This window comes from Acinetobacter sp. NIPH1876 (assembly GCF_022808535.1).
In the GTDB taxonomy this organism is placed as follows: Bacteria; Pseudomonadota; Gammaproteobacteria; order Pseudomonadales; family Moraxellaceae; genus Acinetobacter; species Acinetobacter higginsii.
In genome coordinates this window covers 1-26,451 of record NZ_JALGBR010000013.1, presented here as the reverse complement: position 1 = coordinate 26,451, position 26,451 = coordinate 1, and the positions used below count along the sequence as shown (strand labels likewise).

The following is a 26,451-nucleotide window of genomic DNA, read 5'->3' as shown; positions in this document are numbered from 1 at the left end:
ACTTACACCTCACTTCCTTGAAGCTCAGTGTCTAGAGTTTCATTCTCCAATAAGACTTCAGACAGCCAATCTGGTGTGACCATTTGTGTAAAGTCGATAGGTAGTCCAGCTTCATTGCAACGTTGAGCCATGCTTTGGTAAGTCATACGAATATTTGCTTCGTATTGCTCGACTACAAATGAATCCATGCATGAATCAACAGCTGCGTTCATGTCTGCATTGAATTGATTTGCTGCATCTAAAAACGTAAGTACAGCCTTTTGCATGAGTTGCAATGCCTGTTGGCGTAGCTGCTCAGCTTCAGTCGCTTCACGTTTTTGGATTTCAGGTGGGCTATAAGCTTTGGTGACTTTCTCATCAAGTTCATTTATTTTTTGATCTTTCTTCTGAATGATTTGATCTTTGGTTTGAAGAGATTGAGCTTTGTTCTCAGCATCGGCCTTTGCCTCACGTAAAGCTTTTTTTAACTCACGTACAGACATGGTTTCGATGCTGTCTAGAGAAACTTCACCAATGCTTCCACCTTGTTCAATGACATCAATGTCATCATCATCTAGAACCATCAACTCAAGCAATTTTGATCCGTTGCCTGATTTTTCTAAAAGCGACATCGATGTCGTTTTTGAAAATTTTAGGACAACAGACATAAAACGCTGTGCTGTGCGTTTGCTAATACCAAGCATTTCAATGCGTTTGGTAAACTCTCCATGTGGAGTAATCTCTTTCAGAATCAAAAGGCGTTTACCAAGCTCCAGCACTGCTTCAACTGAACGTTGTTGGTAAAAACGAATTTCATCTTCAAGTGCGCCAACGGTTAAAGCACCTTCATAGCCAAGAGATGTGGCTAAGCCACCAACTTTCTTTGCAAAATCAGAAGGAATGACTTCTGCTGCGTGTTCTAAATCCATGATGACCTCTTAAAAAACTCTAGTACGTTGTTCAATTTCAGCAATACGTGCCTTTGCACGTTCCATTTCTGTGTCATGCGCCTTGGCGATCTGAACAACTGCCGTACCTAATGTGTATGAACCGTCTTCTTCTTGCTTGGCTAAGCCTTCAGCAACAAGGGTTTGTAATTGACGGTGAATCTGTGCTGGTGATTCATCCAATTGTCTTGCAAGCTCTTGATTACTTACGCCTTGCAAGCTATGCCCACGTAAAGCCTTTAAAACTTTGAGAACTTTCGAGGCTGATTTAACGGTGCTCATTCTTCATGCCCTCAAGTTGAATGGACAAAATTTTGTTTTCTTGTAGCAATATCTCGTTGTCGTTTTCCGCGAAGCACCATTGAGTGAATGCGAAAATTGTCGTTATAAGAAATAGTATGGTGAGAAAATCTGCTTTCATGATTCTTTCCTTGTGTGCAGAAATGTGCAAAAATGTGCAGATTGCTAGGTGTTAGCAGTCTGGTTGGTGTCTTTTTTGATACCCAAAGCAACTGCGATTACATGACCTTTGCCGCGTTTGCATTTGAGCTGACCGTTAAGCACCTTATAAACATCATTACGGTCAAAACCATGATCAGAAGCCCAATCTGTAACGGTTTTACCTGAAGACTCGAAGGTGTTCTTAACTTCATTAAGTGATTTTAATTGCATGTCTCTAACCTCTTAAGTGCGATTATATTCACATATAGGTGCATATTTAAGTTAATAATAGTGCAGATTTAAGCACTATTCAACATGTTGGTGAGGTATTTTGCGTGATTGGTGCAAGAATCAAAGAAGAGCGAACAAGACTTGACCTAAATCAACCTGATTTCGGTGCAATAGCTGGCGCATCAAAGCGTACAGTGATTGAATGGGAAAAAGACAATTCATCACCAACCGCAGTGCAGTTATCTGCACTATCAGAGGTTGGTGTTGACGTAACCTATGTGATTACTGGTAATCGGCTAAATAAATCCGTGAATATGAAAAATGACTTTGCTGATGAGTTTGATTTAGTCAATGTCTATGATGTGGCTATCTCGGCTGGTCATGGATCAATCTGTGCTGGCGAAGCTCAACCAGTTAGTAGATTGGCTTTTAGAAAAGACTGGCTACATCGACATGGTTTTTACGCAAAAGATCTAATAATTGTTTATGCGACTGGAGACTCTATGTTTCCTACAATCCAAGATAAGGAACCTTTACTTGTAAATACATTAGATCACTCCTTAACAGATGGTTTTATTTACGTTATTCGCACTGGAGAGCACTTTTGGGTGAAGCGTATTCAGCGTCAAATAGATGGGTCTATTTTGTTAATTTCAGATAATAAAACATATCCGCCAATGCCACTTGATTTGAATGAAGCTTCAGATATCGAAATTATGGGGAAATGGATTCCCCCAAGTCGTGGTACTTTTTATTAATCTATAGGACTGTATTGGGAGGATGGGTGTGAATAAAGATTTTGAATGGTTAAAATGGGTTGGATTATTCTTTATTGTTGGTATTTTAGTTGCCATAGCCTATCTTCGACAAAACAATAGAACTGAAATTAATGTTAACAGCGAACTTAATCAAGTTTCACATAATTCTCAGAATCTATCTGAGGAAGAAAAATATGATGAAATGCTTAATCAGGCTACTCTAGCAATCATTGAAGGTGAAATAGAGGCTAAACAAGTTAAAGATAATCCACCTGTTTATGAAGCACTAAGTCTAAATCAAACTAAGAAATTTATTGATCGTGTTGAGCAGCTTCAGGCCACTGACTCAAGTGTAAATTTGGAATATACCCCAGATGTTGCTCGTCAAAGCCGAAAATACAATGCTTTGGTTGAAGAGGCTGAAGCGGTTTATGGTTCGATGGATATTTCAAATAAATATCGGTATTGTACTTCTATGGTGTCATTTGCACGAGAGTTATGGTGGGGGAAATATTCAAAGGCATCCACTTCTCAAGAATATAAAGATCACGCACAACAAATGTTTTTAGATTCCTACAATCAAGCTAAAAAGGATTGCATAGCTGAAATTAAGTCTAAGCAATAAAATAAACGGAAGCCTTTCCGCCTAATATTACAAGTACCAACTAGACAAACTAGCCTCATCATTTGATGAGGTTTTTTTGTGAACAAGACTTTTCAAACTGCACTAAAGCGAGTGCTTCAACATGAAGGTGGTTATGTAAACCATCCTTCTGATCCGGGTGGGGAAACTAATTACGGTATCACCAAAGCTACAGCGCAAAATTATGGGTACAAAGGCTCAATGAAAAATATCCCAATGGATATGGTTGAACGTATTTATAAAAATCAATTTTGGGATGCTTTAAGTTGCGATAGCTTCCCATACTCTTTCGCATACCAATATTTCGATGCTGGTGTTAATCATGGCTTAGTCAATGCTCGAAAGATTCTGCAACGTGCGTTGGGTGTAAAAGATGACGGTATTGTTGGCGCAATTACACTCAATGAAATTCGTAAACAACCGCAGTTTGCTTTGATCAATCTTTTCAATGCTGAGCGCATTCAATTCTATACACGCATCAAAACCTTTAACACATTTGGTAAAGGTTGGATGAGTCGTGTTTCTGGCAACCTACGTTATGCTGCGGATGATATGCGATGAAAGAAACTCAATTTAAACGACCTCGTAACCTAGTGCCATCGCCGAAAAATGTTGGTACTTCTGCTGTTGTTACCGAAACAGTGGATCAAGAAAAAGTAGATAATCCTGAAACTATTGCTGAGTTAAAACAACAGCTTTTAGATCAAGCCAAGCGTCATCAAAAACGAGTTGAAGAACTCAAAGCTGAAGCATCAATAGTCCCTGAGTATGTGGTTGGCACTTTGGAAGAAGTAAAGCACACAGGATTATTGGTTAAAAATTCTCATACGTTCTGGAAGTGGTTATCCACTTGGGCATTTGCAGCGATTGCATATGTGTCAATTTCAGGTGTTCCACCAGAAGTACTTGCATTAATCCCTGAAGCATCACAAGGAAAAGTCACGGCAGCCATTGCCATACTTGGCTTTATTGGTCGCTTTATCAATCAAAGCCGAGGGAAATAATGCAGCCCAGCTATATCGTTATTGGTATTACTTTGATCAGCTTTCTTTTTAACTTTGGACTCGCGGTCTATGTTTTTATTTCAAATCGACAGGCCGCAAAAGATAAAGAGTTGCAAGAAACAAAAGAGCGATTAAGTCGATTAGAAGAGCGTGTCAGCAACATGCCTGATCATCAAGTGATTAGTGATATGGCTGGTGATATGAAAGCCCTTAAAGAATCAGTAGCGGGGTTAAAAGACGTGATAGCCCCTTTAGCCAAGGCAGTGGATCGCGTTAATGATTATCTGCTGCACCACAAGGATTAATAAATATGAGCTTTGCAGATCATTTAAAAGAAGACATGCGCCTCGTTGTGTTGCGCTCATTATCAGAATTACCCACGTATCGCTCAAACTCATCAGTGCTGCATGCCTTTGTCACTCGTTATGGACATAGCTTCAGCCGTGATCAGTTGCGTACCGAATTGCATTGGTTGACTGAGCAAGGCTTGTTGGTCATTGAAGAAAACTTGGACACAGTGCTTGTTGTAAAGCTCACAGAACGAGGCGCTGATGTTGCTAAAGGTCTTGTTGTTACTCATGGCGTAAAGCGCCCATCGGCATAATTGGGTGAAGCATGAGCAAATCATTTATGCGTAATCTTACCGATGAACAACGTCAATTCATTTACAAGATGCTTGAGGAAGACAAGCTAACACTGAATGAAATGCTGGACGAAATTCGTGCTGAGTTTCCATCGGACTGTATTCCCAGTCGATCCGCTTTAGGTCGTGAAAAGCAGAACTATATCGCTGAAGCTAAAGAGTTTAGGCAGATCGCTGCAATGTCTGAAGTTTTGGTCAAAGAATTTGGCGAAGACCCCGATGACAAGGGCGGCATGTTGTTGGCTCAGGCTGTTCAAGCTGTAGTCACTAAACGTGCAATGGATGAGTTGACCAATACCGGTGATGATCCACTCAAGCCGCAGATGGGCATTGATGATGTCGGTGCTTTGGCACGTGCTGCCCGTGCAGCCATCATGACCAAGTCAAAGGCAATGGAAAACCGTGATGAGATTCGTCGCCAAGCGCGTGAAGAATTGCTTCGAGAACAAGATGAAAACCTACAGAAAGCTGCCGTCTCACAAGGTATGGGTGCTGAGCAAATTCAGTTCTGGCGTGAAAAAGTATTAGGTATTAAATAATGACAGCATTAAAACCTCGGCAAGATACTGTTCGTGTGGTTGATTGGGATGAACTTCCTGAAAGCGCACGTAATATCCCGAATAATCTAAATCCATTCGATGCTGGTGTTCTGATGAAGCATCAAGTCGAATGGCTACGGATTAAGTCGGATATTAAAGTTTGTCCGAAAGGTCGACGTACTGGCATCACATTTGCCGAAAGTTTTGATGATGTACTACTTGCTGCTGCCAGCAAAGAAGCTGGCGGAATGAGTGTTTATTATATTGGTGATACCAAAGAAAAAGGTCTTGAATTTATTGGTTATTGCGCCAAGTTCTCGCGTGTAATTGCTGAAGCCCAAGGTCAAGGCATTTCACAAATTGAAGAATTTCTTTTTGAAGATCAAAATGACAAAGGTGATACACGGCAGATCACGGCTTTCCGTATTCGATATTCAAGCGGTTTCCAGATTGTGGCTCTCTCCAGTCGACCTGAAAACATTCGTGGTCTGCAAGGTAAAGTCGTCATTGATGAGGCTGCCTTCCATCCTAATGTCCAAGGGGTAATCGAAGCGGCTACGGCTTTGCTGATTTGGGGTGGTCGTATTGCCATCATTAGTTCACACAACGGCAAAAACAATGCATTCAACCAATTGGTGAATGATATTGAGAATGGTGTCTATGGTGAGGATGCTCAGTCCCTTGTAGTCACTTTTGACGATGCTGTTGCTAATGGTCTTTATGAGCGTGTCTGCTTTATGCAGGGAAAAAAAGCAACTGCTGAAGGTAAAGAGAAATGGTACAAAAAAATTCGTCGTGCATATGGGAGCCGCAAGGCTGCAATGCGTGAGGAACTTGATGCCATTCCACGCGATGGATCATCTGTGTGTCTGCCAAGTATTTGGGTTGAACGTGCAATGCCAGAAGTGCGCACTGTCTTGCGATTAACGCTTGGAGATGACTTCACTGAAAAGACTAGCGAGGAACGTGACGCATATATTGATGAATGGATTCAGCAGAACTTAGAGCCTGAATTGCAAAAACTGGATAAGCGTCGCCAGCATTGTGCTGGTCAAGACTATGCACGGCATCGGGACTTTAGTTTTATTCTGCCATTCTATATTGCACCAGATTTACGTCGGATCGCACCGTTTGCCATCGAGATGCATAACGTGCCAGCACGTATGCAGAAAAAAATCCTTTGGTATATGTTGGAGCGATTACCTCGATTTGGTGGCATTGCAATGGATGCAACTGGTACGGGTGAAACGCTGGCTGAAGATACAGCTGAGAAGTTTGGTGAGCACATGGTTCATCAAATTAAATTGAGTCGTAACTGGTACAGCCTGTGGACTCCAAAGCTTGTGACCGCATTTGAAGAGGATATGATTGATCTGCCACGTGATGACAATCTCAAAAATGACTGCTCAGCGATTGAGGAAGTTGATGGTATTCACATGGTATCTAAAGCACGGAAAAAAGATTTAAAAGACCCAGATTTATACCGTCATGGCGATGGTGCAGTTGCAATGATTCTTGGATGGTTTGCTAGTCTACACCTATCAAGTCCTATTGAGTTTATAGGACTTCCAACTCGTGAAGAGTTGGAAATGAATAGTGATGATTATGATGGCTGGTTTAGTGAAGCTGGTTGTATATAACTAAAGTTGGAATTTGATTGCACTGCTTAAGTAGGGATTTCGATGTCCAATGATACCTTCCAATTCAAATTGTTCGATTGTGAGTGCCGCCATAGTCCTAATTGCATCAATCTCATAGCTACAATTTGAATCTTCATCAATTTCAATTAATTTTATAAAACAAAGACTGGCCTTAGAATCATAGAAAGTTTCATCCACCCATTCTGTCAGTCCGATTTTATTAACATATTTGCAAAATTGGAGCATTTGATAAAGCTCAGTATCATCGTCATATCTACTCCAAATATTGATGCCAAATATTGTTTCAAATTCACCTTCTCTTATTTGTTTGGTGATTTCTGGAAGTGTTGTATTAACTAACTCGCTCATCGGAACTCCTTCCCCCTAATAGCTAATGTATTAAAAGGTCATCATTAAAAACGAGGTGACGGCCTCTTGCCCTACAAGAAACCGCCCCCTTTGGTAAGTGACTACCGCAGGCTTAGCCTCGTTACCCTGTACAGAGTAATTCGAGGCTATCAGAAAATGAAAAGCTTTTGCAGTGGGTGAAAACATGAAAACCAAGCCAATCGTTCCTTGGATGGGTGGTAAACGTCGTCTGGTGTCGCAATTGATCGAAAAAATGCCAGAGCATCAATGTTATGTGGAGTTGTTCGCTGGCGGTGCAGCATTATTTTTTATGCGTGAACAACAATCAAAATTTGAAATCATTAATGATGTAAATGGTGAGCTGGTGAACTTATACCGTGTCGTACAGCACCATCTTGAAGAATTTATTCGGCAATTTAAATGGGCAATCATAAGCCGCCAGATGTTTGAGTGGTTAAAAGCTGCCAGCACTGATTTAATGACTGATATTCAGCGAGCTGCACGATTCTATTATTTGCAACATACCGCATTTGGTGCAAAGAACTCTGGTCAAACTTTTGGAACTGCTACAACAGCGAAAGCACCAAGCTTTCTGCGAATAGAAGACCACTTGACCGATGCATATTACAGGCTCTCAGGTGTCACTGTTGAGAACCTAAGCTGGGATGATTGCTTGAAGAAGTATGATAGACCCCATAGTTTTATGTACGCTGATCCGCCTTACTGGAAGCTTGCAGGTTATGGTGTAGAGTTCGGATGGGAGCATTATTTGAAAATGGCTGAGCTGATGAAAACTTGTCAAAGTAAAGTCATGCTATCAATTAATGATCATCCTGATATTCGAGATGCTTTTGCAGACCTGAATATCAGCACCACAAAAATTAATTACTCCGTCGGTAAAGTTGGAGCGAGTCGCGGCGAAAAACAGGAACTCATCATCACCAATTATTAGTCGGGCGGATTTATAGATTTATAAACGTTTATAAATGCGTTTTTAGCGATTTAAAGGCAATTCTGCAACAATGAGCCGTGTTTGCTTTTAGATCGCTAAAATCGCCCATTCTGTGGCAATTAAAAAATCAAAAATAAATGGAAGTCTTTCCGCCTAATTTTAAATAAGTCAAAAAACAATAATGGTGCAAAATCCTCAAATTGTATTTGCACTATGGCTAAGAAAAAACCCCAATCCAAAACTCAAGACCGAACCGCACTTGAATCAAACCAAACCGCAGAAATCGCTTGGCTGACCAATCAGTGGCAAGACCATCCAGTTGTAGGCTTAACCCCAAGGCGTTTGCATCAATTGATGACTGATGCAGAACAAGGCAACCTTCAAGCTCAAGCAGACTTGTTCTGTGACATGGAAGAACGTGATGGTCACATCTTTAGTGAAATGGATAAGCGCAAGAAAGGTGTCAATGGTCTACCTTGGGGTGTGAACCCTCCCAAAAATGCCAGCGAAGCTGAGCGCAAAAATGCTGAAGAAGTTGCGGAGTGGATTGATGATATTGCTGATTTTGAGATGTTCTTATTTGATGCAATGGACGGTGTTGGTCATGGCTATTCGTGCCAAGAGATTGAGTGGCATCAACTTGGCAGTTTGTGGTTGCCTAAAAGTTTTGAGCATGTAAACCCTCGCAATTTTATGACCCCATATAATCAGCCGAATATACTCAAGCTCAATGATGGTTCGCCCGATGGCGCAGACTTCTGGGATTTTGGCTGGTTTATCCATCGGCACAAAGCCAAGTCTGGTTATATTCCTCGCGCTGGTTTGCACCGTGTTCTTACATGGCCGTTCTTATTTAAAAACTATGGTATTCGTGATGTCTTGGAATTTTTGGAGTCTTATGGCTTACCAAGCAAGATTGGTAAATATCCATCTGGAGCAACAGAAAAAGAAAAATTAACTTTGCTTCGTGCTGTGATGTCGATTGGGCGCAATGCTGGCGGTATCATCCCCAACGGTATGAGTATTGATTTTGAAGCCGCTACTGACGGGGACACAAAAAATCATTTTGATTTAGTCAAATGGTGTGAACAAACCCAATCCAAAGTTATTGTCGGTGGTACGTTGCTCTCTCAAGCAGATGGTAAAACTAGTACCAATGCGCAAAGTAAAACCCATGAGGGACAGTTTGATAAGCTGGTCAAGTCGGATGCTAAGCAGCTTGCACGCTCAATTACAGATAGTTTGGTTTGCAGTTTGATGCGTCTGAATTATCCGAACATTTCACCAGATCGATACCCATCATTTTATTTTGATACCACTGATACTGAAGATATAGAAGTCTTTAGTGAAGCTTTGCCGAAGTTGGTTGAAATTGGCTTCAAGATCCCGCGTGCTTGGGGACACAAAAAACTTGGTATTCCTGAGCCTGCGGATGATAAAGAAGACGTGTTGGCCTATACAGTGCCAGTTGCACCAGCAACACCAAACCTTGCTGCAAATATGTATGTGCCTCAATTGTTGAATGGATTGATTGCAGCCAATAATCAAGTGCCACTGGATGTACAAGCAATTCAGTTGCTGCTCAATGATCAAACTAAGCAAGCGCAAAAAACCGCTGAAGATTGGACACAAGACCTGATTGCTAAAATCCAAGCAGGTCAGAATGATGAAGATGTGTTGGCTGTCTTAGCTGAGTTATATCCGAGTGATGACGAACCAGCCTTGCAAGGCAAACTAACGAAGTTGTTTTTTGCTGCTGAAGTGTTTGGGCGTTTAAGTGCAGAGGCTGAAAATGGCTAAAGTACCGCAACGGCCAGAGCTGAATGCGCTGTTTAAACTCCCCCCTAAAGATGCGATTGCATACTTGGAATCGAAAGGTTTTAAGATTGGCTGGGACTGGCACGAAACCCTTGATCATGCACATAGTCGAGCGTTCACCGTTGCCAAAGTTGCACGGGTGGATTTACTTCAAGATATTAAAAGCTCATTGATTACCGCCTTGGAAAAAGGTCAAGGTCTGGAGCAATGGAAAGCATCTATTATTCCCACACTACGCGAAAAAGGCTGGTGGGGAAAACAGACCGTAATCAATCCAGCTGGTATCGAGCAAACAGTGCAGCTTGGTAGTCCACGACGTTTAAAAACCATCTTTGATACCAACGTGCATAAGAGCTTGGCGGCTGGACGTTATAAAGGATTGATGGCATCAATTGACACTCGTCCTCTTTGGGAATGGGTGCATATTTCGATTACAAACCCACGCAAAGCACACTTAGCACGAAATGGTGAGACACGTTATTACGATGATCCGTTTTGGCTCTATGCCTACCCACCAACAGAGTTTGGTTGTAAATGTACAGTACGTGGCCGTCGCGTAAGTGACGTTGAGCGTTTAGGTTTACGGCAAGTCGAAACTTTGCCTGAAGATATTGAACAGCTCCAAGTCGTGATTGGTAAAAGTAGTTTTACAGGTCAGGATGCGGTGGCTCTCCGGACACGCATTCGTGTTCGTCAAAATGATGGTCAAGTGACTTACTTCTCTCCAGCAGCTGGCTTTAACAGTCATCCAGCGTCGAGCTATTTACTTGATACAGAATTGACTAAACGTGCGGCTGATCTCGTGGGGGCACAGTTAGCAATTCAGCAAGTTCAACAGATTTTATTGAGTCCGCCACGAATTAAGGCGCATGAGGCTTTTGTCAAAAACAGTTTAAACTTTGCCAAACCCCAAAATATGACCAGCACGGTTGGTGTTGTTGGCATGGATGATATTAAAACTCTGACTGCAAAAAATATTGCAGTTGAAAGTCCAATTATGACGGTTTCGGATCGCTTGTTAGTTGGTCAAACTACAAATGCACTAAGCACTGAAGAATGGCTGGCATTACCAAAGCTACTTCAGCAGATTCAAAAAGTCTTATGGGATAGTAAAAAACGTCAGATGGCGTTCGTTGTACCCGTTTTGGATGACGCTGGACAGAAAGTAATTCGAGTATCAGTACAATCCAAAGATGGCGTTATGGAAGTGACCGACATTGCAAAAGTATCAAGCAAGTCACTGATGACAAACTTTGAATTGATCCGAGGTAATGAATGACTGCTATCAAAATCAATGATGAGATGTTGGCGGATCGCTTGCTGCAAGTAGGTCGTCGTTTGACTAATGCGAGTCCTTTGGCGGCTGCAATTGCTGCATCATTGGGAACGGTTGTTGATGAAAACTTTGAACAACAAGGTCGCCCCAAGTGGGCTGGCCGCAAACCGTCAACAATTAAAATTTATGAATATAAAGGTTACAGCTACGGTGGTATCTTGCATCGTTCTGGTGATCTTCGATCAAGAGTTGTAACCAGCCATACCAAAGATGAAGCCATCATTAGCAACAATATGCCTTATGCCGCTGCCATGCATTTCGGTATTAAAAAAGGCGCTTCAGGAAGAACAAAGCGTGGTGCACCAATTCCATTCGGCGATATTGAGCCAAGGATGTTTATGCCGATGGATACTGAAGGAAATTTGCAAACTGAAGCTGAACAAGAGATTTTCTTTGATGTAGATCATTATTGGCAAAAGATTTTTAATCCCTAAAAAATAAACGGAAGCCTTTCCGCCTAATAAAAAGAAACTGGCAGTGCGATGCTGCCAGCATGAAAAAGACCTTATTAGTAGCCGCGTGCTCATTCGCCATTGATGCGACATCGACTTACCTCGTTTTGATTCCTGAAGGAATCTTTCGTGGTATCGATGGTCGTCCTACCGATGCCCCACACTGGGAACTTACTCCAGAACGTGGTCGTCAAATTGCTGCTGCATTAAATCAGCGTTCTATCGATCTAGTGGTGGACTATGAACACGCGACTTTAAAAGCTCAAGAGTCTGGTGATCCTGCACCAGCGTCTGGTTGGCTCAAGCCTGCTGGATTCCAATATGTAGATGGAGTTGGACTATGTAGCACTCAATTTGAATGGACTGAAAAAGCCAAGGGATATATCGAGGCTAAGGAATATAAATACACTTCGCCTGTTTTCTTCTACAACCAAGCTGGTGAAGTCCTCGGACTTCATAGCTTCGCCTTAACCAATACTCCGAATTTAGACACCTTGCCCGAAGCACGTCTTGCTGCTGCGGCTCAGGACTTTTTGTCTCAACACTCCAACGAGGACTCAACAATGAAAGAGTTTTTAGAACTCATGCGTAAGCGTCTAGGGCTGCCTGAAACAGCCACAGAAGAAGAGATTTTTACTGCCGCCAATAGTGCATTTGCACAGATTGATGGTGCTTATGGAACAACTCTGTCAGCTGGTCAAACTTTTACTGATGCTTTTGGAAAAGCAATTGAAGTAAAGACTGCCGCCAATAGCCAAGCACCTGATCTGACTCAATATGTACCGATTGCGGTTTATCAAGAAGCAATTGCCAGCGCGACAGCTGTAGCTGCGAATGCTGCCAGCAAAGAATTAGACGACCTCATTGTTGCCGCTTGTTCGGATGGTCGTTTGACGGGTGATGCAACCATTAATTGGGCAAAAGATCAGGCAAAGACCAATCCTGAGTTTATTAAAAAACATATTGAAAGCCTGCCAAAAATTGCAGCTTTGAATCAAAAACAAACAACAACTGTGAACCTCGCTGGCAATAACCAACAAGGTGGTGGTCAAGCACATTCCCCTGAAGCTTTAGCCGTTGCAGCACAAATGGGGATTGATTTAGGAGCTACAACATAATGAGCAGCATTTTAAATCAGGAAGAACGTCAAACCCCGTTCCGTGAAAAGGGTTTGTTTGGTGTACCAGTCAAAGCTGGTGCCGTCATTGTAGCTGGCTTTGCCGCTGCTGTAGATGCTACGGGTTATGCCGTGCCAGTCACTGTCAATGCTGATCTGACTTATTTAGGTCGTTATGAAGACAGCGTCGACAACACTGCTGGTTCAAATGGCGATGTGTATGTGTTGGTGCGTAATGATTGTGCTTTCCAGTTTGCTAACAGTACATCTGACCCTGTAACGCAAGCTTCCTTTGGTAAGCCTTGCTTTTTACAAGATGGGCAAACAGTTGCTGAAACGGATGCTGGTGGAACGTTGTCTCCAGCTGGTCGTGTCGTTGGTATTGATGAAAATGGAGTATGGGTAGAATGAACGTAAACGGTGCAGCACTTAACGCAATCTTTTTAAACCTGAAGACAGTTTATAACAATGCACTAAATGATGTCGTTGTTGAATATCCAGCTATTGCAATGGTAGTGCCTAGTAATGGTGCTTATGTTGATTATCGCTGGTTAGAAAACTTTCCACAGATGAAAGAATGGATCGGCAAAAAACACATTACTAAGCTTGCAGAATATGACTATGTCATCCGCAACAAAGATTTCTCCGCAACGATTGAAGTGCGTCGAAACGATATTGAAGATGATCAACTTGGCATCTACAAGCCTCAAGCAGAATCGGCTGCATGGTCGGCTAAGCAACACCCTGACGAATTGGTTTTTGAAGCTGTAAATAAAGCATTTTCTGCAAAATGCTATGACGGCCAAGCCATGATTTCGACCAGTCATAAAGTGGGTAAAACCACCGTCAGCAACAAAGGCACAAAAAAACTTTCAATTGAAACTTTAGCCAAAGCTCAAGCTTCATTTGGTGCTGCTCGTACAGCAATGCGCAAATTTAAGGATGAATCAGGTCGACCACTTAATATCACTCCAACAACGCTATTAGTGCCAGCTGCGCTTGAAGATATTGCTAACGCTTTGGTCACTGTAGATCGTCTTGAAGATGGCAAGCCAAACCCGTACAAAGGCACAGCTAAGGTTCAAGTGTCTGCTCGTTTGACTGATGACAATGCATGGTTCTTGTTGGACACCACCAAGCCAGTGAAACCATTTGTTTATCAGGTGCGTAAAAAACCAGTATTCGTTCAGCAAACCAGCATGGAATCACCTTCTGTATTTATGGAAGGCGTTTTCTACTTTGGTGTCGAGTCACGTGGTGCAGCTGGTTATGGTTTCTGGCAAACGGTCTATGGATCGACTGGCGCGGAGGCATAAACCATGTATGTAACGGCAGAGGCAATGATTGCCAAGTTTGGTGAGCGTGAAATCATTCAGCTCACTGACAATGAGGCTCCTTATCAAGACGTAATCAACTATGACAAGTTGAATGCGGCAATGAATGCAGCAAACAGTGAAATAGATGGATCTGTTATGGGGCGCTATAAACTGCCGTTACAAGTTGTTCCACCATTTTTAATCAGTCTTGGTTGTGACTTGGCTCGTTACTACGCTTGTACACGTGGAGTTGTTGAAAACGATCCTATTAAGGTTCGCTATGAAGATGGCTGCAAAAAACTTAAAGCCATTAGTAAAGGTGAAATTGGTTTAGGTGGTGCGCCAGCTGGCGAGTCTGCTCCAACTGAGTCTTCATCGAATAACGTTATTTTTAGCGTTGGTCGTCGTGATTTTGGAGGTCGTGGATGGTAGACCTTAATCTTTCAATTGTTGAACAAGGCATCAAGGATGTCTTAGCTCAACAAGTTAAAAACAAAATCTGGGATTGGATTCGGGAAATCAAAACCTATGGTGGTGAGTTTGATGATGGGACGCTTGCTTGGGTTGAAACTTTTCCAGCAATTTGGGTGACCTTTCAAGGTTCTGGTACGCCTGAAAAAATCTCAAATGATAAGACCAAGTATCCAGTCACTTTTGTGGTTTTAGCCGGTGCTCGTTCACTAAGGAATGAAGAAGCTCAGCGGCATGGCGCTGGTCGTGACATTGGCACATATCTCATGTTGTGGCACATCCAAAAGCTCTTGATTGGAAATGACCTGTCTTCAGTTGGTGTAACTGGCCTTGCATCACTCAGCCTTGGGCGTACTAAAACCATTTTTAACTCAAAAACGCGAAGTCATTCGATGAGCGTTCTATCTCAAGAATTTCATACTCATTTCACCATTACTGCTTCAGATCGCGTGCGCGAAGAAGAAGAAATAGATGCTGATTTGATCAGAATTAATGTCGACTATCACTTTGAGCCTGATGACGGCTTTAAGGATGAGTCTGATTTAATTGAATTAAAGGAAAATACTTAATGACTATTCCTCAAATCAAGACGCCAGGGAATTATCTGGAAGTAAATATCAATACCGTCCGTTTGGGTTTACCCCCCAACGATCATCGCGTGTTGTTTATTACAACTGACCCTAATGCAACTGAAGACATGCCAGTCAACCTCTATGACAAAGCGCAGGCAGACACGCATTATGGTGAAAACAGTCAAGCTGGACGCATGATCACTGCTGCTATCAAAACCAATCGTTTTGTTGATGTGCAGGGTTATTCATTGAATCAATCAGTACCTCCACAGCTGATCACTACTGAATCAGGCCAAGGTTTAAATACTGAAGATGACGAAAATCTGAATACTGAGGGTTAATGTATGACGGATGTTATCGATGTGGATATTGGCATTAAAATCAGTGAACTGAATGAGACGGCAAGCTTTGGTGCAAATGATGTTATGCCTGTCGTCCAAGGAGGCATGACCCGTAAAATTAAAAGATCAAAAATTTTTGAAGCTTTTATTAAAGATTTGGGTTCTGCTGCACTGTCTTCAGTGAGTGATTTTGCTGGTGCTGGGGCACTCAATGAGCTGACTGAGCATGTAGATAATAAATCTGACGAGCAAAATGAACGTATTGAACGTATTGAATATTCGATGTATTTAATGCGAAACAATGGTGTTTATAAGGCTTATCGTACCAAAGCTTTAATGATGGAAGACGCTGCTAATATCCCTGCCGATAGCATCACTGCTGTTGTAGACGACCCATCCAACGATGCTGAAAAGAATGATATTAACGGTCAGTATCACTACGATGGACGTAACTTCTTCAAGCTTCCTGACTTATTCATTCTTACAGAAAGCATGAAGAAATATGTTGAGAAAGTGGTCGAAGGTTTAAGTTTTGATGCAATTTATCAATTTATTGAAGAGTTACTTGATATTGTTGCAGATGGTCAAGGCTGGACTGATTTACTTGTATCAACAGTTAACCACAGATCTCAACGTGAGAAAAATTTAGAATTTGCTACGCTTAAAGACTTTGCTGGTATTGATACCGCCGAGCAGCTCTACAATGCACTTTCTACAGATAAATTAATCGAGATTCGTGAAAACGTTTTAGTCAATTTAACGACTACAGATCAAGCCAGACGTGTTCTAAGCAAACTTGAAAATTTAATTGTGTGTGCTCCAACGACAATTACACTTCCTCCAATGGTTGTCGAGTTCAACTCGAATTACATCGCTAAGTACACAAAAGACCATGCACTTTTAAAAATTGTTGGAACTGAACCAATTGCTGCAACCATTAACTCTGTAGTCAGCGCTTCAGGTGGTGATGGCCTTTGGGATGTAACGTATGAGTTTGCAGATGCTTCAAATATCCAACTAAACGATTATATAAAGTTGGATAAAGTCGCTTGTGGATCGGCATGGTTTGAGTCAAGTCCAATCCGTAAAACTATGTTGGGCGAGTTGAATATTGGCATGAACAAAATGGGTACAGCGTCCACCAGCGGAAATAAAATCACGCTTAGTTCTGTTGGCCCGAATGGATTTCCAAGCAACTGGCTAGATGTTGGCGACCTAATTCACTTTAAAGGCCAAACTCGAAAAATCACAGCATTCGACGATGCATTACGCACAATTACCGTAGCAACTGCATTTGATTCTGGAAGCGCTGAAGATGAGTTTGATACTGATTCGATCCGTTACCAGTGGTGGTATGTAACTAAACCTAATCAAGGGAAAATTAGTGTCGCAGGGTCTAATGTAACTGGCGTTGATACAAATTTTACAGCGATTGTAAATGATGGAGACATTATTTTAGTCGATGGTTCTATGGTTCAAGTCAAATCAGTTGAAAGTGACACTCAATTAACGATCAATCTGAGCATGCATAATATTGCTTTGACGGATTATTCCGTCATTAAAGCTGGACTCATTGCTCATGAGGGAACTTGGAAAGTAACCGCAAAATCAGGAAATAACGTCACTGTTAAACTCAAGTGCTGGAATGGTTATCACCCTGAAACGAATACAGTCGCAAATAAATTTGCAGGCTTTGCACCAACGGTCAAAGGTTGGAAAGGTGCAGACGTTAAAGTTATGAAAACTGTATTGAAGCAAAACCAATATGGTGGACATGGCTTTGCTGGAGAACAAGGCGGACAAGTACAGTTTATTAATAATATTGTGCTGGATGGGACAGTGTCTGGCACTGGAATTTTACTTAAGGGTGAAGGTGCTGCCTATGATGCGAAAAACTCAAATATCATCTTGGGAGCAAATGTTGCAGTATGCGGATTTAATTTCTCCGTGTGGGGGTTTAATAAATCACATATTCATTCCCCGTCCGCCCACTTCGTGGGTTCAAATTCGCATTCTGTGCATCTTGGCGATGGTGGTTCAGGGTATCTACGAGGCTCAGTTGTCGCTGGCGCAGGCGGAATGGGTGTATTCATTGCTGGAGGCTATGTCAGGTTATCAACTTGTCGTCTAATTGGTTCTAAATCTCAAGCATTACGTTCAGATGCTGGAGGCAATTATTACTCTGATTCAGGGTTCATTTATGGTAATGGCAGTCATGGAATTATGGCTGTCAATATTAGTGGTGGTCAGTTTGTGGATGGCTTCTCTCTGTGTAATGGAGGGAATGGAGTTAATACGCAAAATGGTGGATCAGGACGTTATACGAGATTATTGGCTGGATGTAATAAAAATCATGGCATGTCATTTACTGCATCTGTAGTTGAAGCAGGACAATGCTGGACAACAGGTTCTGGCTCAGGCGCATTAACTGGTCGATCTGGCACAGTTGCAAACAACTCACAAGTAGCATTGTTTGCAGGGACATCAACAGGAAACCCAAGCACGGGACTTTTGGCACTAGACGGTGCACGAGTTGCTTCGAGAAACTTTTATACAAGTAAAAATGGTCAATCAGGTGTGAGTTCGCAGCATCTTGCTCAGGTGATTGGTGTTGGTGGTTATGCTGAAGGAAATTATGGCCCGAACAATGTCGTTACATCGAATGGAGGAATTGTCACTGGGTTTGGCACGACACCGTCAGCTCAATTAAATGGCGCGATTCATACAGGTTACACAGCGCTATCAAATGGCGGTGTGATTACATTATCTAAAAGTACTTCTCTCGCTTATGTTTTTGGTGAGATCGAAATCTTTAATGCTGCAAATGCAGGTGTGAAAGGTAAAGCCGAGTTTAGAGCTGGAACAAGTCCAAACACTTCAAAAATTAGCGGACATGCAAATTTCGCGGTAACAACTGGAGTGATGGATGGAACAAATGGCCCTGCTGGAAATCTCATTGTCTCAACTCACACGGATGGAAAAATTTATATAGCTAACCAGACTGGATCAGCTATGACGATATCTTATCTTATTAAAGGTAATGTCTTATGAATTATGAAGATTTTGAAATTGTATCTTGCAGAGAAGAAGCAACTGGAGATCGTATTCAAAAAATCTGCTTCATTACAGATGGGCAATACGAATATCAAGTGGTCTGCAAAAAAGAAGATGACCCAATCATGGTTTTTATAGAAGCAAATGCTTAGGATATCAATATGACGCTTAAAACAACTCTAGACACAATCGCCCCATTGGGACATACAATCATCGCAGTGTCAGCGCCTCCAGCTGCTGGTGCTGATACCTTGGCTTGGATCACGCACTTAAATTCAGTGAGTGATGCCATCAATCACAAACCAGCAATTTTAATTGTGCCTTTTTCTGATATTGAAGCGGCTGAAGCGTTTGCAGCGCAAGCGCCAGTGAAAAGCTCTTATCGCGTTTTATGTGTTTGCTATCACGGTGCAACTGGTCAAGAAGCTGAACTTTCTGGCGCAATGGCTGCGGCCTTAGCGGATTCTAATGATCCAGCATTGCCGTTTAACGGTGTCAATCTTGGTGGCATCACGCCAGTGGCTGACCAGTACAAGCTTAAATTTGAACGTATTGAACTGGCATTAAATCGCGGTGTCTGCATGATCGACACGGGTGCGGATGGTTTTCCTGAAATCGTGCGAGCTGTATCGAGCTACCGTGTCAATCCAGACTCAGGCGCAGATGATGACTTAATGCTTGACATTAATGGCGCATTGGTCATTGATTACACCCGTAAAGTTGTTCGCTCAGATCTTGCAAAAGAACGTCGCCGCAAAAACACTGCACCACAGCGTCGAAATGTGCGTTCAATTATTTTGAAGCGCTTGGTACAGCTTGATGATGCCGAGATTTTGCAGAACGTTCGTGAAAGCGCTTCTCAATTGCTTGTCACTGAAGATGCGAATGATCGCTACCGTGCCAATGCAAAAATCCCTGCAAATTGGGTACGCGGTATGCATGTTATTGCTGGAACGCTAGATGTGTACTAACACTTAATCACTAAATTAAAGGCCGCAAATAGCGGCCTTTAATATTTATGGAAGTCTTTCCGCCTAATAAATAAAAATTGTCTTTTGCACAATAGCCTTATGATTTATTGAGGTCTATGAAATGGCTGAAGAAGCAGTAAGCACGATTGTGATGAGTGTCGATGGTCTTGAATATGACTGTGCACGGTTTAACCCCACAAAAACAAAAGGCATAAAACGTATCTTGACTATGAATCGCAAACTTAAAGCGAAATTCAAATCAAGAGGTATTAGCGTTTATGACATTACTTGTTCTGTTGTAATTCCTGATGGCAAAGACACCGTGAGTTGGTTGGATGTTGAAGATGCACGGATTTCGATTGAGTCACCAACGGGTGGATTCCGTGAAACATACATCGATTGCAATGTTATGACGGTATCAGAAGCCTATGCGGTTGATGGTGAAACCCTGCGTGATCTCACCATATTTGCAATGGACTATTTAAACGAAACTTTTTAAGGTGAAATAAAATGAGATTAAGTGTTAGTGGTTTGCTCCCTGTGGCGATGACAGTCTTAGTTGCAAATAAGGCGGTGAAATGTAAAAGCGTTGAATTGACAGATGTAACTACTGGTGAGCTTTTTGAAGCACGTAAGCAAGCGAAAGAAAATGAATTTATTGCCATCGCTGAGTTTGTTGCTAAAGCAAAATTGCTGGATGACAAAGGCAATCAACATGCTGTGACTTATGAAATGTTGCGTGATATGTCTTCAGCCAATTTTAAGAAACTTGAAGATTTAGATTATCAACTTCAAGCAAAGCTCAATGCCGAGAGTTTAGAGAACCAATCCAGCTGATTGCAATATTACATAATGCAGGCATTGATTTAGAGGCTGCTGAACAAATGCCAATGCAATACGCATTGGCATTTTTGTCAGAGAAAATGAATGCTTTGCAGAAAGTAAAAGCTAGACTCGAACATGAGCGGCCACAGCAAACTCATGCAGCATCACCACCCACCTCAAAAACGTATGTTTCAACTAAGCGAGTGTGCCAATGACAGCAAGTACCGTTCAACTGCGTTTACAGATTGTTGGTCAGCAAGCTCAGCAACAGATGCAACGTCTGAACTTGAATATCAATCAAGGTCAACAGCAGCAAAAGAATAATCTTAATCAGATTTTACGCACCCAAAACAGCATCAATGCTTCTGTCCAGCAAGGCGGACGCTATGGGCAACAACAGTTGCGCACTGGTCAAAGCATGGTGCAAACCAATCGTTTGCTTGCACAGTTACTACAACAACAACAGCGTTCATCCAGTTTAATCAGTCAGCAGCTAAGACAGCAAGAACGCTCTTATCAAGTACAAATCAATTCATTACGTCAACAAGTACGTGAAGCTGAACGTCTACGTCAACAGTTACAGCAAGCTGGTAATGCTCAACGGGACGCAACTAGAGGTGTTGGCGGTAATGCCTTTGGGGCAGCTGCGGCTGTTGCTGGCGGTACTTATGCAGCTGGAATGATTGGCTCAAATTATTTAAAAGACCCACGCGAATATATGAAGCAGATTGCATTAGCAACGGACACTGTATTAGCTGGTCAAAAAATGTCTATAGATGAGTTTAATAGCAAAGTCGCAGAAATGGAGGGTTTTGTTCGTACCTCCACTGTTGGTGGTGGTTCAGTGCCTCAGCAAATGGTGCCAGCTTTAAATACCCTTACTGCTTCCAACGTTTATGACTTTAAAGAATTAAAAGATGTCCTGATGTTAGTTAGTCGTACTGCTTTCGCTAGTGGTGCAGATTCAGATCACATAGCATCAATGACTATTGCTCAACGTAATTTTGGGCTTACTGATTTGACCAGAGCCAATGATCAGGCAATGAAAGCTGGTCAACTCGGTTCATTTGAATTGCGGGACATGGCACGGCATATGCCAGACTTACTCACACAAGGTAAAGGAGCTGGATATATAGGTGAGAAAGGTTATAAAGACTTACTTGTCATGATGCAGCTCAGTAAAAAGACCGCTGGTACAGCTGATGGTGCAGCTGTCAATTTATCAGATCTGCTTGGTTCATTTAGTCAATATCACTTAGGGTTGTCTTTTGCTAAACACATCAAAGTAGACGATGGTGATCCAATTGCAGCTTATGGCGTAAGTAAGAAGCGCAAAGGTTTTGACTGGACAACCTACGCAGCCAATATGCGTGAAAAAGGTATCGGTGAAGTTGATGCAGCAGCAATACTTATGAATCGTCAAATGGAAAAGAGTCCTTTGTATCGGGAATATCGAGACAAGGCGCAGAAAGCAGCGATTTCTGGCAATAATGCTGAGTATTTAGAAAATGTTCAAGCTGCTACTCAAATTGCTGCACAGTCCGAAATCGGTAAGATTTTCCATAATAAACAAGCTTTGATGGCGTTCATGGGTATCACCATGAATATGGAAAAAGGCGGATTTAAAGAATATGTAGAAAAAGGGATTGATAATTCTGAAGGTGCTATTCAAATGTCACATGAGCGTCAATCAGCACAGGAATATGCTAAAGATGGCTCTTTTGATACTGCACGATTTAATGCCCGTGTTGAAAACTATAATGGTATCTCTGGTTGGTTAGGTGATCTTAAACAAGGTCTGGCAGATTATGCAGCAACTAATACAGATGTCGCTGCTGCTGCTTCTGCTGCTGTTGTTGGCTTAACCGCTGTTGGTGCAGCTGGTGGTATTGCTGCTTTAGCAATGCGGAACGGACGTAATATACCACCATTACCGCCTGCGCCTAATGGTGGTTCTGTTGCATCCAACGCATTAAAAACTGCTGGAGTCGCTGCCGCTGGTTATTTAGGTTTTGAAGCCTTTAAACCAATGGATGACTTCTTTTATGGAAAAATTGCAAGTTTCTTTGGTGCATCTGAAGACCGCCCAGACTTTTTCGAGATGGCAATGGAAAAAAGCAAAGAACAGCAAGCGGCCTTAGAAGAGCAGAATAAAAAAATGGATGAACAAAATCAATGGAGTAAAGACCTGAGTAGTAAATTGAGCACGTTGATTACAGTCACCCAGCAAAACAAACCTGTGATCATGGGTGGCGGTGGTTTGATGGAACAAATTTCACAACATGCTCAGACTGAGCAAAAACGACATGGTGTAGATTTACTCACCTACGGTCAAAAATAAATGGAAGCCTTTCCGCCTAATATAAAGCAGTCTGTTTTTGCACAATAAACCTCACAAAAGTGAGGTTTATTGTTATGGGCTGGAAAGATGATCTGCAAGATGCGTGTTTTCGTGGTGTACATTTTGAATGTACGACTACCAATGAAGCTGGCTCTAAATCACTAGCGATCAAGCAAGCACCATATTCAAATAAAGCTTCAGTCGAAGACATGGGCAACAATCCTCTTAAAATCAATATTGAGGCGGTTTTTGCTGGTGAAAACTATAAAACAGAGATGGATGCACTTTGGGCAGCACTCGTAGCAACTGGATCAGGTGAACTGATTCATCCGATTCATGGTGTGATGCAAGTCCATGCTGAGAATTACAATATTGTGCATGGCGCTGAAGACGTTGATAGCTGCAAAATCTCGATTGATTTTATTCAAGCTGAAGACAAAGAACGTCCTTTATTTATTCCCGTTTCTACACCTACCTCCATCGATACTGGTGCAATTTCAGATACTCCAGCGTCTGCTTTGGAAGCCGCACTTGAAAAGCTAGAAAAAGCTGACCCAAACAAGTTTTTTAATGTCGTCAACAATATTCAAAATGGTGTAGATACAGCACGTCAGTACCTTGGCATGGTGAAAAATACTATTGAGTCAGCATTATCGCCTGTCGATGCAATTGTTGGTCTTGTTGATGATGTCACACGTTTGGCGACCTTTAATACCAATATTTCAGCGATTTCAAAATGGCGAGATCTGTTTAAGCGTGTACAGCGTTTTGAAATGCTTTTTCAAAATGATGATGATTTGCCAGAACTCAAGCAAACATGGCGAGCAACTCAAATTGCCAGTACGGTTGCGATCACTCAACAAGTTGTAGCTTCAGTACGCAAGGAAATGTCTGAAAATAAGCAAGTCAGCTTTACACCAGTTGACCTTGCGATTATCCGCCAACAAAGCCGCATTAAGATTCAACAAGCCATTAAGACTGAGCGTAAACAGGCTGCTGAATCAACAAATACAGGTTTGGGGCTTGGCTTTGAAGCCGTGCATCAAATTGAGGTTTTTAGGGATGTTGCTGACCAGATTCACTTGCAGATTCAAGAACTGATTGAAGTACGTCCACCGATTACCAAGACCACAATTTTAGTGCCTTGCACCTTGCATTATTTGGCTCATTCGCTCTATGGCGACATGGATCGTGCTGAAGAAATCCGTCGTTTAAATCCTGATTTGATTAATCCAGCAGTACTTCAGATCGGCATGGAGTTGACAGTCTATGCAAGATAATTCAGGCAAAGCGATTCGGCTGGTGATTGGTGATATTGAAATCAATACTTGGGACAATGTCAGTTGTGACAGTCAGATCGATACTCCAGCCGATAGCTGGAATTTAACTTTATTTCGCCAAGGCGGTCAGGCATTGCCTGACAGCGTACAAGGTGCTGCAAAAGTCCAGCTCTTTTATGGTGATGAGGTTGTTTTAACAGGTATTGCTGACCGTATTTCTGAAGCGGTCAATCGTGATGGTTATGGTCTTGAAATTTCTGGCCGCGATTTAGCTGGTCAATTGATTGATTGTTCAGTCCCTATTTTCAATGGTCGTCAAGTCACTTTAGAAGAGTTATTAAAGCAATATGTATTGGCTGGTGACTTTGGATCAATCATTCATGATGTGCGTATCCAAAATAATAGCTGGCTGAAGAATAAAGTATCTGTCGAGCCAAGCGAGGCGCTTTGGGATGCGATTATTAAAGCAGCTCAGGTCACTGGCCAGCATGTTTGGTTTGAGCCAGATGGTACGCTCAGCATTGGTGATCCGTTTGCAAACCCCTATCAGGTGCAAGAGTCATTGCGCTTGATTAAGCCACTTAATAACGAAAATAACGTGCTTAGTCTTCAGTATGACAATGATGTGTCTAATGTTTTTACTGATCTAAAGATATTGAGCCAAGACTCCGATGCGCAAAGCCTACTAGCACAAACCACAGCGCAAACTCAGTACAAATTTAATCGACTCAAAATCATTACTTTGGGTGATGTTGAAACACAAGCTGAAGCTGAAGCCGCACTTCTAAAAATCAAAAAAGATAACGATCTGGAAGCCTATAGCCTCACTGCAACTGTGAATGATTGGGTTATCGATGGCAAGGTTTGGCGTGCTGGCTGGTATGTGAATCTTGAGACTAATGCATTAAGTCGTGCCACAGCAAAGTGGGCGGTTCATGGCCGTACTTTGAAGCTGTCACGTGCTGAAGGGAAAACCACGCGCTTAAACCTCAAACGCCAAGGCGATTGGGCGCAACCACTGATCTATAAAGAACAACAACCCAAAAAAAGACGCAGCAAGAAATCCAAGGCAACAACTCAGGGAGAACAGCAATGATCACCGCTGCCTCGATTAGAAAAGCTCTTGGTCAATTGCGCTTCCCAATCTTGGGAATTATTGCACGTGGCAGTTCTAAGTTACTGCAAGTCAAAGGCTTAACTGATGAAACACTCAATGAAGTTGAACTCATTCAACAAGTCGGCTTCAGCTCATACATCCCAGAAGATGCAAAAGTTGTTGTGATTCCGCTTCAGGGAAAAACCGCTAAATCAGTCGTTATCGCAACCACTGGAGGTGCAGTGCTTGTCAACGTGGCTGAAGGCGAAACTTGTGTCTATGACCAGTTTGGCCATCAAGTCTTGCTACATGAAAACGGCATAAAAATGGTTGGCAACGTTGAAATCGTTGGAGGCGGTTTGACTGTTGAGAAGGACATTAAATCAAAAGCTGAGATCACAGACAAAACAAGCTCAATGCAAGCAATGCGTGATGCATATAACCCACATACACATGGCAGCAGTCCACCGCCATCTGAACCAATGGAGTGATGAACATGGGCAATATTAATTTAGAAACAAAAGACTATGTCCTGAGTAGTCTCAATGATGCATTTGGTGATGATGTCATTCAATCCGTTTATTTTCGCTTGAATATGCGTCGTCGTCGTTATTGGGCAAATCCAAATAAAGGTAGTCGTTTTTTTACTCTGCGTCGCTCTAAAGATGTGCCTCGTATGCTGCAAACAGTACGACAGTATGCTGAAGAAGCCTTAGAAGACTTAGTCCCTGAGCGCCTACAATCACTTATAGTCTCGGCAACTCAAACAGTTAAAAGTCGAGTCGATTTAAATATTGAAATTATACGATTAACTGGTGAAAAGCAGACAATTCCTTATTTTGTGGCTGTAGGTGGTTGATATGGCTTATCCAATTAAAGACTTTGAACAGATTCGTAATCTGATCATCCAAGAAATCCGAAATTCAACGGGTATCACAGCACCAGATGACTCTGATGCCGCGATTCGCGCTGATGGCGAAGCCTCAGTGGTTGAAGGCTTGTATCATCATCAAATCTATATACAGAAGCAGCTTTTTGTTGAAACAGCAGACGAGCCTTACCTTTATATTCATGCTGAAGTGTTGGGTGTGCCTCGTTTGGGCGGTTCGCAAGCTTCAGGACAAATAACAGCTTCATCTAATATCACCTTAACCATTCAAGCTGGCAGCAAGTTGACTGATGGTAAAGGTCATTTCTGGCTTGTCGTAGCAACAACAGAGTTATCAGCCAATACACCAAAAACAATCGAAGTTGTGGCTGAGCAGATTGGTGCAAGCTGGAACTTTTCAGGCTCATTATTATGGGTGAGTCCACA

At 42.1% G+C, this 26,451-nt stretch carries 33 protein-coding genes; 29 read left to right on the top strand and 4 right to left on the bottom strand.

All coding sequences use genetic code 11. The features are described 5' to 3' along the window. Positions 1-2 precede the first annotated feature (2 nt). The 3 genes from MN869_RS14815 to MN869_RS14805 all read right to left on the bottom strand — a co-directional run bounded on the left by MN869_RS14815 (position 3) and on the right by MN869_RS14805 (position 1,598). Positions 3-908, bottom strand: coding sequence for a DUF3102 domain-containing protein (locus tag MN869_RS14815; protein ID WP_005203940.1), 906 nt, complete (start codon positions 906-908; stop codon positions 3-5). 9 nt (positions 909-917) lie between these two features. After that, positions 918-1,208: a helix-turn-helix domain-containing protein gene (locus MN869_RS14810; protein WP_005203941.1), complete on the bottom strand. Its 291-nt coding sequence runs from the start codon at positions 1,206-1,208 to the stop codon at positions 918-920. Between the two features lie 183 nt (positions 1,209-1,391). Then, the gene (locus MN869_RS14805) at positions 1,392-1,598 is read right to left on the bottom strand and encodes a DNA-binding protein (protein WP_005203942.1); all 207 of its coding nucleotides are present in this window, start codon (positions 1,596-1,598) and stop codon (positions 1,392-1,394) included. A 104-nt stretch (positions 1,599-1,702) separates the two neighbouring features. On the opposite strand from MN869_RS14805, the gene MN869_RS14800 reads away from it, so the two are divergent. From MN869_RS14800 to MN869_RS14765, 8 genes are all read left to right on the top strand, one after another. Next, the gene (locus MN869_RS14800) at positions 1,703-2,356 is read left to right on the top strand and encodes a S24 family peptidase (RefSeq protein WP_005203944.1); all 654 of its coding nucleotides are present in this window, start codon (positions 1,703-1,705) and stop codon (positions 2,354-2,356) included. 28 nt (positions 2,357-2,384) lie between these two features. Then, positions 2,385-2,981 (top strand): hypothetical protein, encoded by a 597-nt coding sequence (locus MN869_RS14795; protein WP_005203945.1) that lies wholly within the window; start codon positions 2,385-2,387, stop codon positions 2,979-2,981. A 78-nt stretch (positions 2,982-3,059) separates the two neighbouring features. After that, positions 3,060-3,560 carry a glycosyl hydrolase 108 family protein gene (locus MN869_RS14790; protein WP_005203949.1) on the top strand — a complete coding sequence of 167 codons (501 nt, stop codon included), beginning with the start codon at positions 3,060-3,062 and terminating at the stop codon, positions 3,558-3,560. Then, complete coding sequence (locus MN869_RS14785) at positions 3,557-4,003, top strand: hypothetical protein (RefSeq protein WP_243308507.1); 447 nt, start codon at positions 3,557-3,559, stop codon at positions 4,001-4,003. The genes MN869_RS14790 and MN869_RS14785 overlap by 4 nt, the downstream gene beginning before the upstream one ends. Beyond that, positions 4,003-4,308, top strand: coding sequence for a hypothetical protein (locus MN869_RS14780; protein WP_005203955.1), 306 nt, complete (start codon positions 4,003-4,005; stop codon positions 4,306-4,308). The genes MN869_RS14785 and MN869_RS14780 overlap by 1 nt, the downstream gene beginning before the upstream one ends. Before the next feature lie 5 nt (positions 4,309-4,313). Continuing rightward, on the top strand, positions 4,314-4,607 hold the full coding sequence (locus MN869_RS14775) for a hypothetical protein (RefSeq protein WP_005203956.1): 294 nt from the start codon (positions 4,314-4,316) through the stop codon (positions 4,605-4,607). An 11-nt stretch (positions 4,608-4,618) separates the two neighbouring features. Further along, a complete protein-coding gene (locus MN869_RS14770) occupies positions 4,619-5,185 on the top strand; it encodes a phage protein Gp27 family protein (protein ID WP_026057447.1) in 567 nt (188 codons plus the stop codon). Beyond that, complete coding sequence (locus tag MN869_RS14765) at positions 5,185-6,825, top strand: hypothetical protein (protein ID WP_005203959.1); 1,641 nt, start codon at positions 5,185-5,187, stop codon at positions 6,823-6,825. Before MN869_RS14770 ends, MN869_RS14765 begins: the two co-directional genes overlap by 1 nt. Here MN869_RS14765 and MN869_RS14760 read toward each other — a convergent pair whose 3' ends face one another. Continuing rightward, entirely contained in the window at positions 6,826-7,194 is a 369-nt protein-coding gene (locus tag MN869_RS14760; RefSeq protein ID WP_005203961.1) for a hypothetical protein, read from the bottom strand. 184 nt (positions 7,195-7,378) lie between these two features. Here MN869_RS14760 and MN869_RS14755 point away from each other — a divergent pair, with 184 nt between their 5' ends. The 21 genes from MN869_RS14755 to MN869_RS14655 form a co-directional block, all read left to right on the top strand. Further along, positions 7,379-8,146: a DNA adenine methylase gene (locus MN869_RS14755; protein ID WP_005203962.1), complete on the top strand. Its 768-nt coding sequence runs from the start codon at positions 7,379-7,381 to the stop codon at positions 8,144-8,146. A 213-nt stretch (positions 8,147-8,359) separates the two neighbouring features. Next, on the top strand, positions 8,360-9,946 hold the full coding sequence (locus MN869_RS14750) for a DUF935 domain-containing protein (RefSeq protein ID WP_005203963.1): 1,587 nt from the start codon (positions 8,360-8,362) through the stop codon (positions 9,944-9,946). After that, positions 9,939-11,243, top strand: coding sequence for a phage minor head protein (locus tag MN869_RS14745; RefSeq protein ID WP_005203964.1), 1,305 nt, complete (start codon positions 9,939-9,941; stop codon positions 11,241-11,243). The genes MN869_RS14750 and MN869_RS14745 overlap by 8 nt, the downstream gene beginning before the upstream one ends. Next, positions 11,240-11,734, top strand: a complete 495-nt coding sequence (locus MN869_RS14740; RefSeq protein ID WP_005203965.1) for a phage virion morphogenesis protein — start codon at positions 11,240-11,242, stop codon at positions 11,732-11,734. The genes MN869_RS14745 and MN869_RS14740 overlap by 4 nt, the downstream gene beginning before the upstream one ends. A gap of 59 nt (positions 11,735-11,793) precedes the next feature. Beyond that, positions 11,794-12,870, top strand: coding sequence for a phage protease (locus MN869_RS14735; RefSeq protein ID WP_005203967.1), 1,077 nt, complete (start codon positions 11,794-11,796; stop codon positions 12,868-12,870). Continuing rightward, complete coding sequence (locus tag MN869_RS14730) at positions 12,870-13,280, top strand: hypothetical protein (RefSeq protein ID WP_005203970.1); 411 nt, start codon at positions 12,870-12,872, stop codon at positions 13,278-13,280. Before MN869_RS14735 ends, MN869_RS14730 begins: the two co-directional genes overlap by 1 nt. Continuing rightward, positions 13,277-14,185, top strand: coding sequence for a Mu-like prophage major head subunit gpT family protein (locus MN869_RS14725; protein ID WP_005203973.1), 909 nt, complete (start codon positions 13,277-13,279; stop codon positions 14,183-14,185). The genes MN869_RS14730 and MN869_RS14725 overlap by 4 nt, the downstream gene beginning before the upstream one ends. Positions 14,186-14,188: 3 nt before the next feature. Beyond that, positions 14,189-14,617, top strand: a complete 429-nt coding sequence (locus tag MN869_RS14720; RefSeq protein WP_005203974.1) for a DUF1320 domain-containing protein — start codon at positions 14,189-14,191, stop codon at positions 14,615-14,617. Then, complete coding sequence (locus MN869_RS14715) at positions 14,611-15,225, top strand: phage protein Gp37 (RefSeq protein ID WP_005203975.1); 615 nt, start codon at positions 14,611-14,613, stop codon at positions 15,223-15,225. The genes MN869_RS14720 and MN869_RS14715 overlap by 7 nt, the downstream gene beginning before the upstream one ends. Continuing rightward, a complete protein-coding gene (locus MN869_RS14710) occupies positions 15,225-15,569 on the top strand; it encodes a hypothetical protein (RefSeq protein WP_005203977.1) in 345 nt (114 codons plus the stop codon). The genes MN869_RS14715 and MN869_RS14710 overlap by 1 nt, the downstream gene beginning before the upstream one ends. 3 nt (positions 15,570-15,572) lie before the next feature. After that, positions 15,573-18,620 (top strand): hypothetical protein, encoded by a 3,048-nt coding sequence (locus tag MN869_RS14705; RefSeq protein WP_005203979.1) that lies wholly within the window; start codon positions 15,573-15,575, stop codon positions 18,618-18,620. Beyond that, positions 18,617-18,775: a hypothetical protein gene (locus tag MN869_RS14700; protein ID WP_005203980.1), complete on the top strand. Its 159-nt coding sequence runs from the start codon at positions 18,617-18,619 to the stop codon at positions 18,773-18,775. The genes MN869_RS14705 and MN869_RS14700 overlap by 4 nt, the downstream gene beginning before the upstream one ends. Positions 18,776-18,784: 9 nt before the next feature. Continuing rightward, entirely contained in the window at positions 18,785-19,594 is an 810-nt protein-coding gene (locus MN869_RS14695; RefSeq protein WP_005203982.1) for a phage tail sheath C-terminal domain-containing protein, read from the top strand. Positions 19,595-19,715: 121 nt separating this feature from the next. Then, positions 19,716-20,093, top strand: a complete 378-nt coding sequence (locus MN869_RS14690) for a hypothetical protein (RefSeq protein ID WP_005203984.1) — start codon at positions 19,716-19,718, stop codon at positions 20,091-20,093. A gap of 11 nt (positions 20,094-20,104) precedes the next feature. Then, a complete protein-coding gene (locus MN869_RS14685) occupies positions 20,105-20,431 on the top strand; it encodes a hypothetical protein (protein WP_243308505.1) in 327 nt (108 codons plus the stop codon). Between the two features lie 199 nt (positions 20,432-20,630). Beyond that, entirely contained in the window at positions 20,631-22,760 is a 2,130-nt protein-coding gene (locus MN869_RS14680) for a phage tail tape measure protein (RefSeq protein WP_243308503.1), read from the top strand. 74 nt (positions 22,761-22,834) lie between these two features. Next, positions 22,835-24,040: a DNA circularization N-terminal domain-containing protein gene (locus MN869_RS14675; protein WP_005203990.1), complete on the top strand. Its 1,206-nt coding sequence runs from the start codon at positions 22,835-22,837 to the stop codon at positions 24,038-24,040. Beyond that, positions 24,030-25,136, top strand: coding sequence for a phage baseplate assembly protein (locus MN869_RS14670; RefSeq protein WP_005203992.1), 1,107 nt, complete (start codon positions 24,030-24,032; stop codon positions 25,134-25,136). The genes MN869_RS14675 and MN869_RS14670 overlap by 11 nt, the downstream gene beginning before the upstream one ends. Continuing rightward, complete coding sequence (locus tag MN869_RS14665) at positions 25,133-25,627, top strand: phage baseplate assembly protein (protein ID WP_005203994.1); 495 nt, start codon at positions 25,133-25,135, stop codon at positions 25,625-25,627. Before MN869_RS14670 ends, MN869_RS14665 begins: the two co-directional genes overlap by 4 nt. A 5-nt stretch (positions 25,628-25,632) precedes the next feature. Beyond that, entirely contained in the window at positions 25,633-25,995 is a 363-nt protein-coding gene (locus MN869_RS14660) for a phage GP46 family protein (RefSeq protein ID WP_005203997.1), read from the top strand. Position 25,996: 1 nt separating this feature from the next. Next, positions 25,997-26,451 (top strand): baseplate J/gp47 family protein (locus MN869_RS14655; RefSeq protein ID WP_243308496.1); only part of this gene is annotated, 455 nt, incomplete at its 3' end.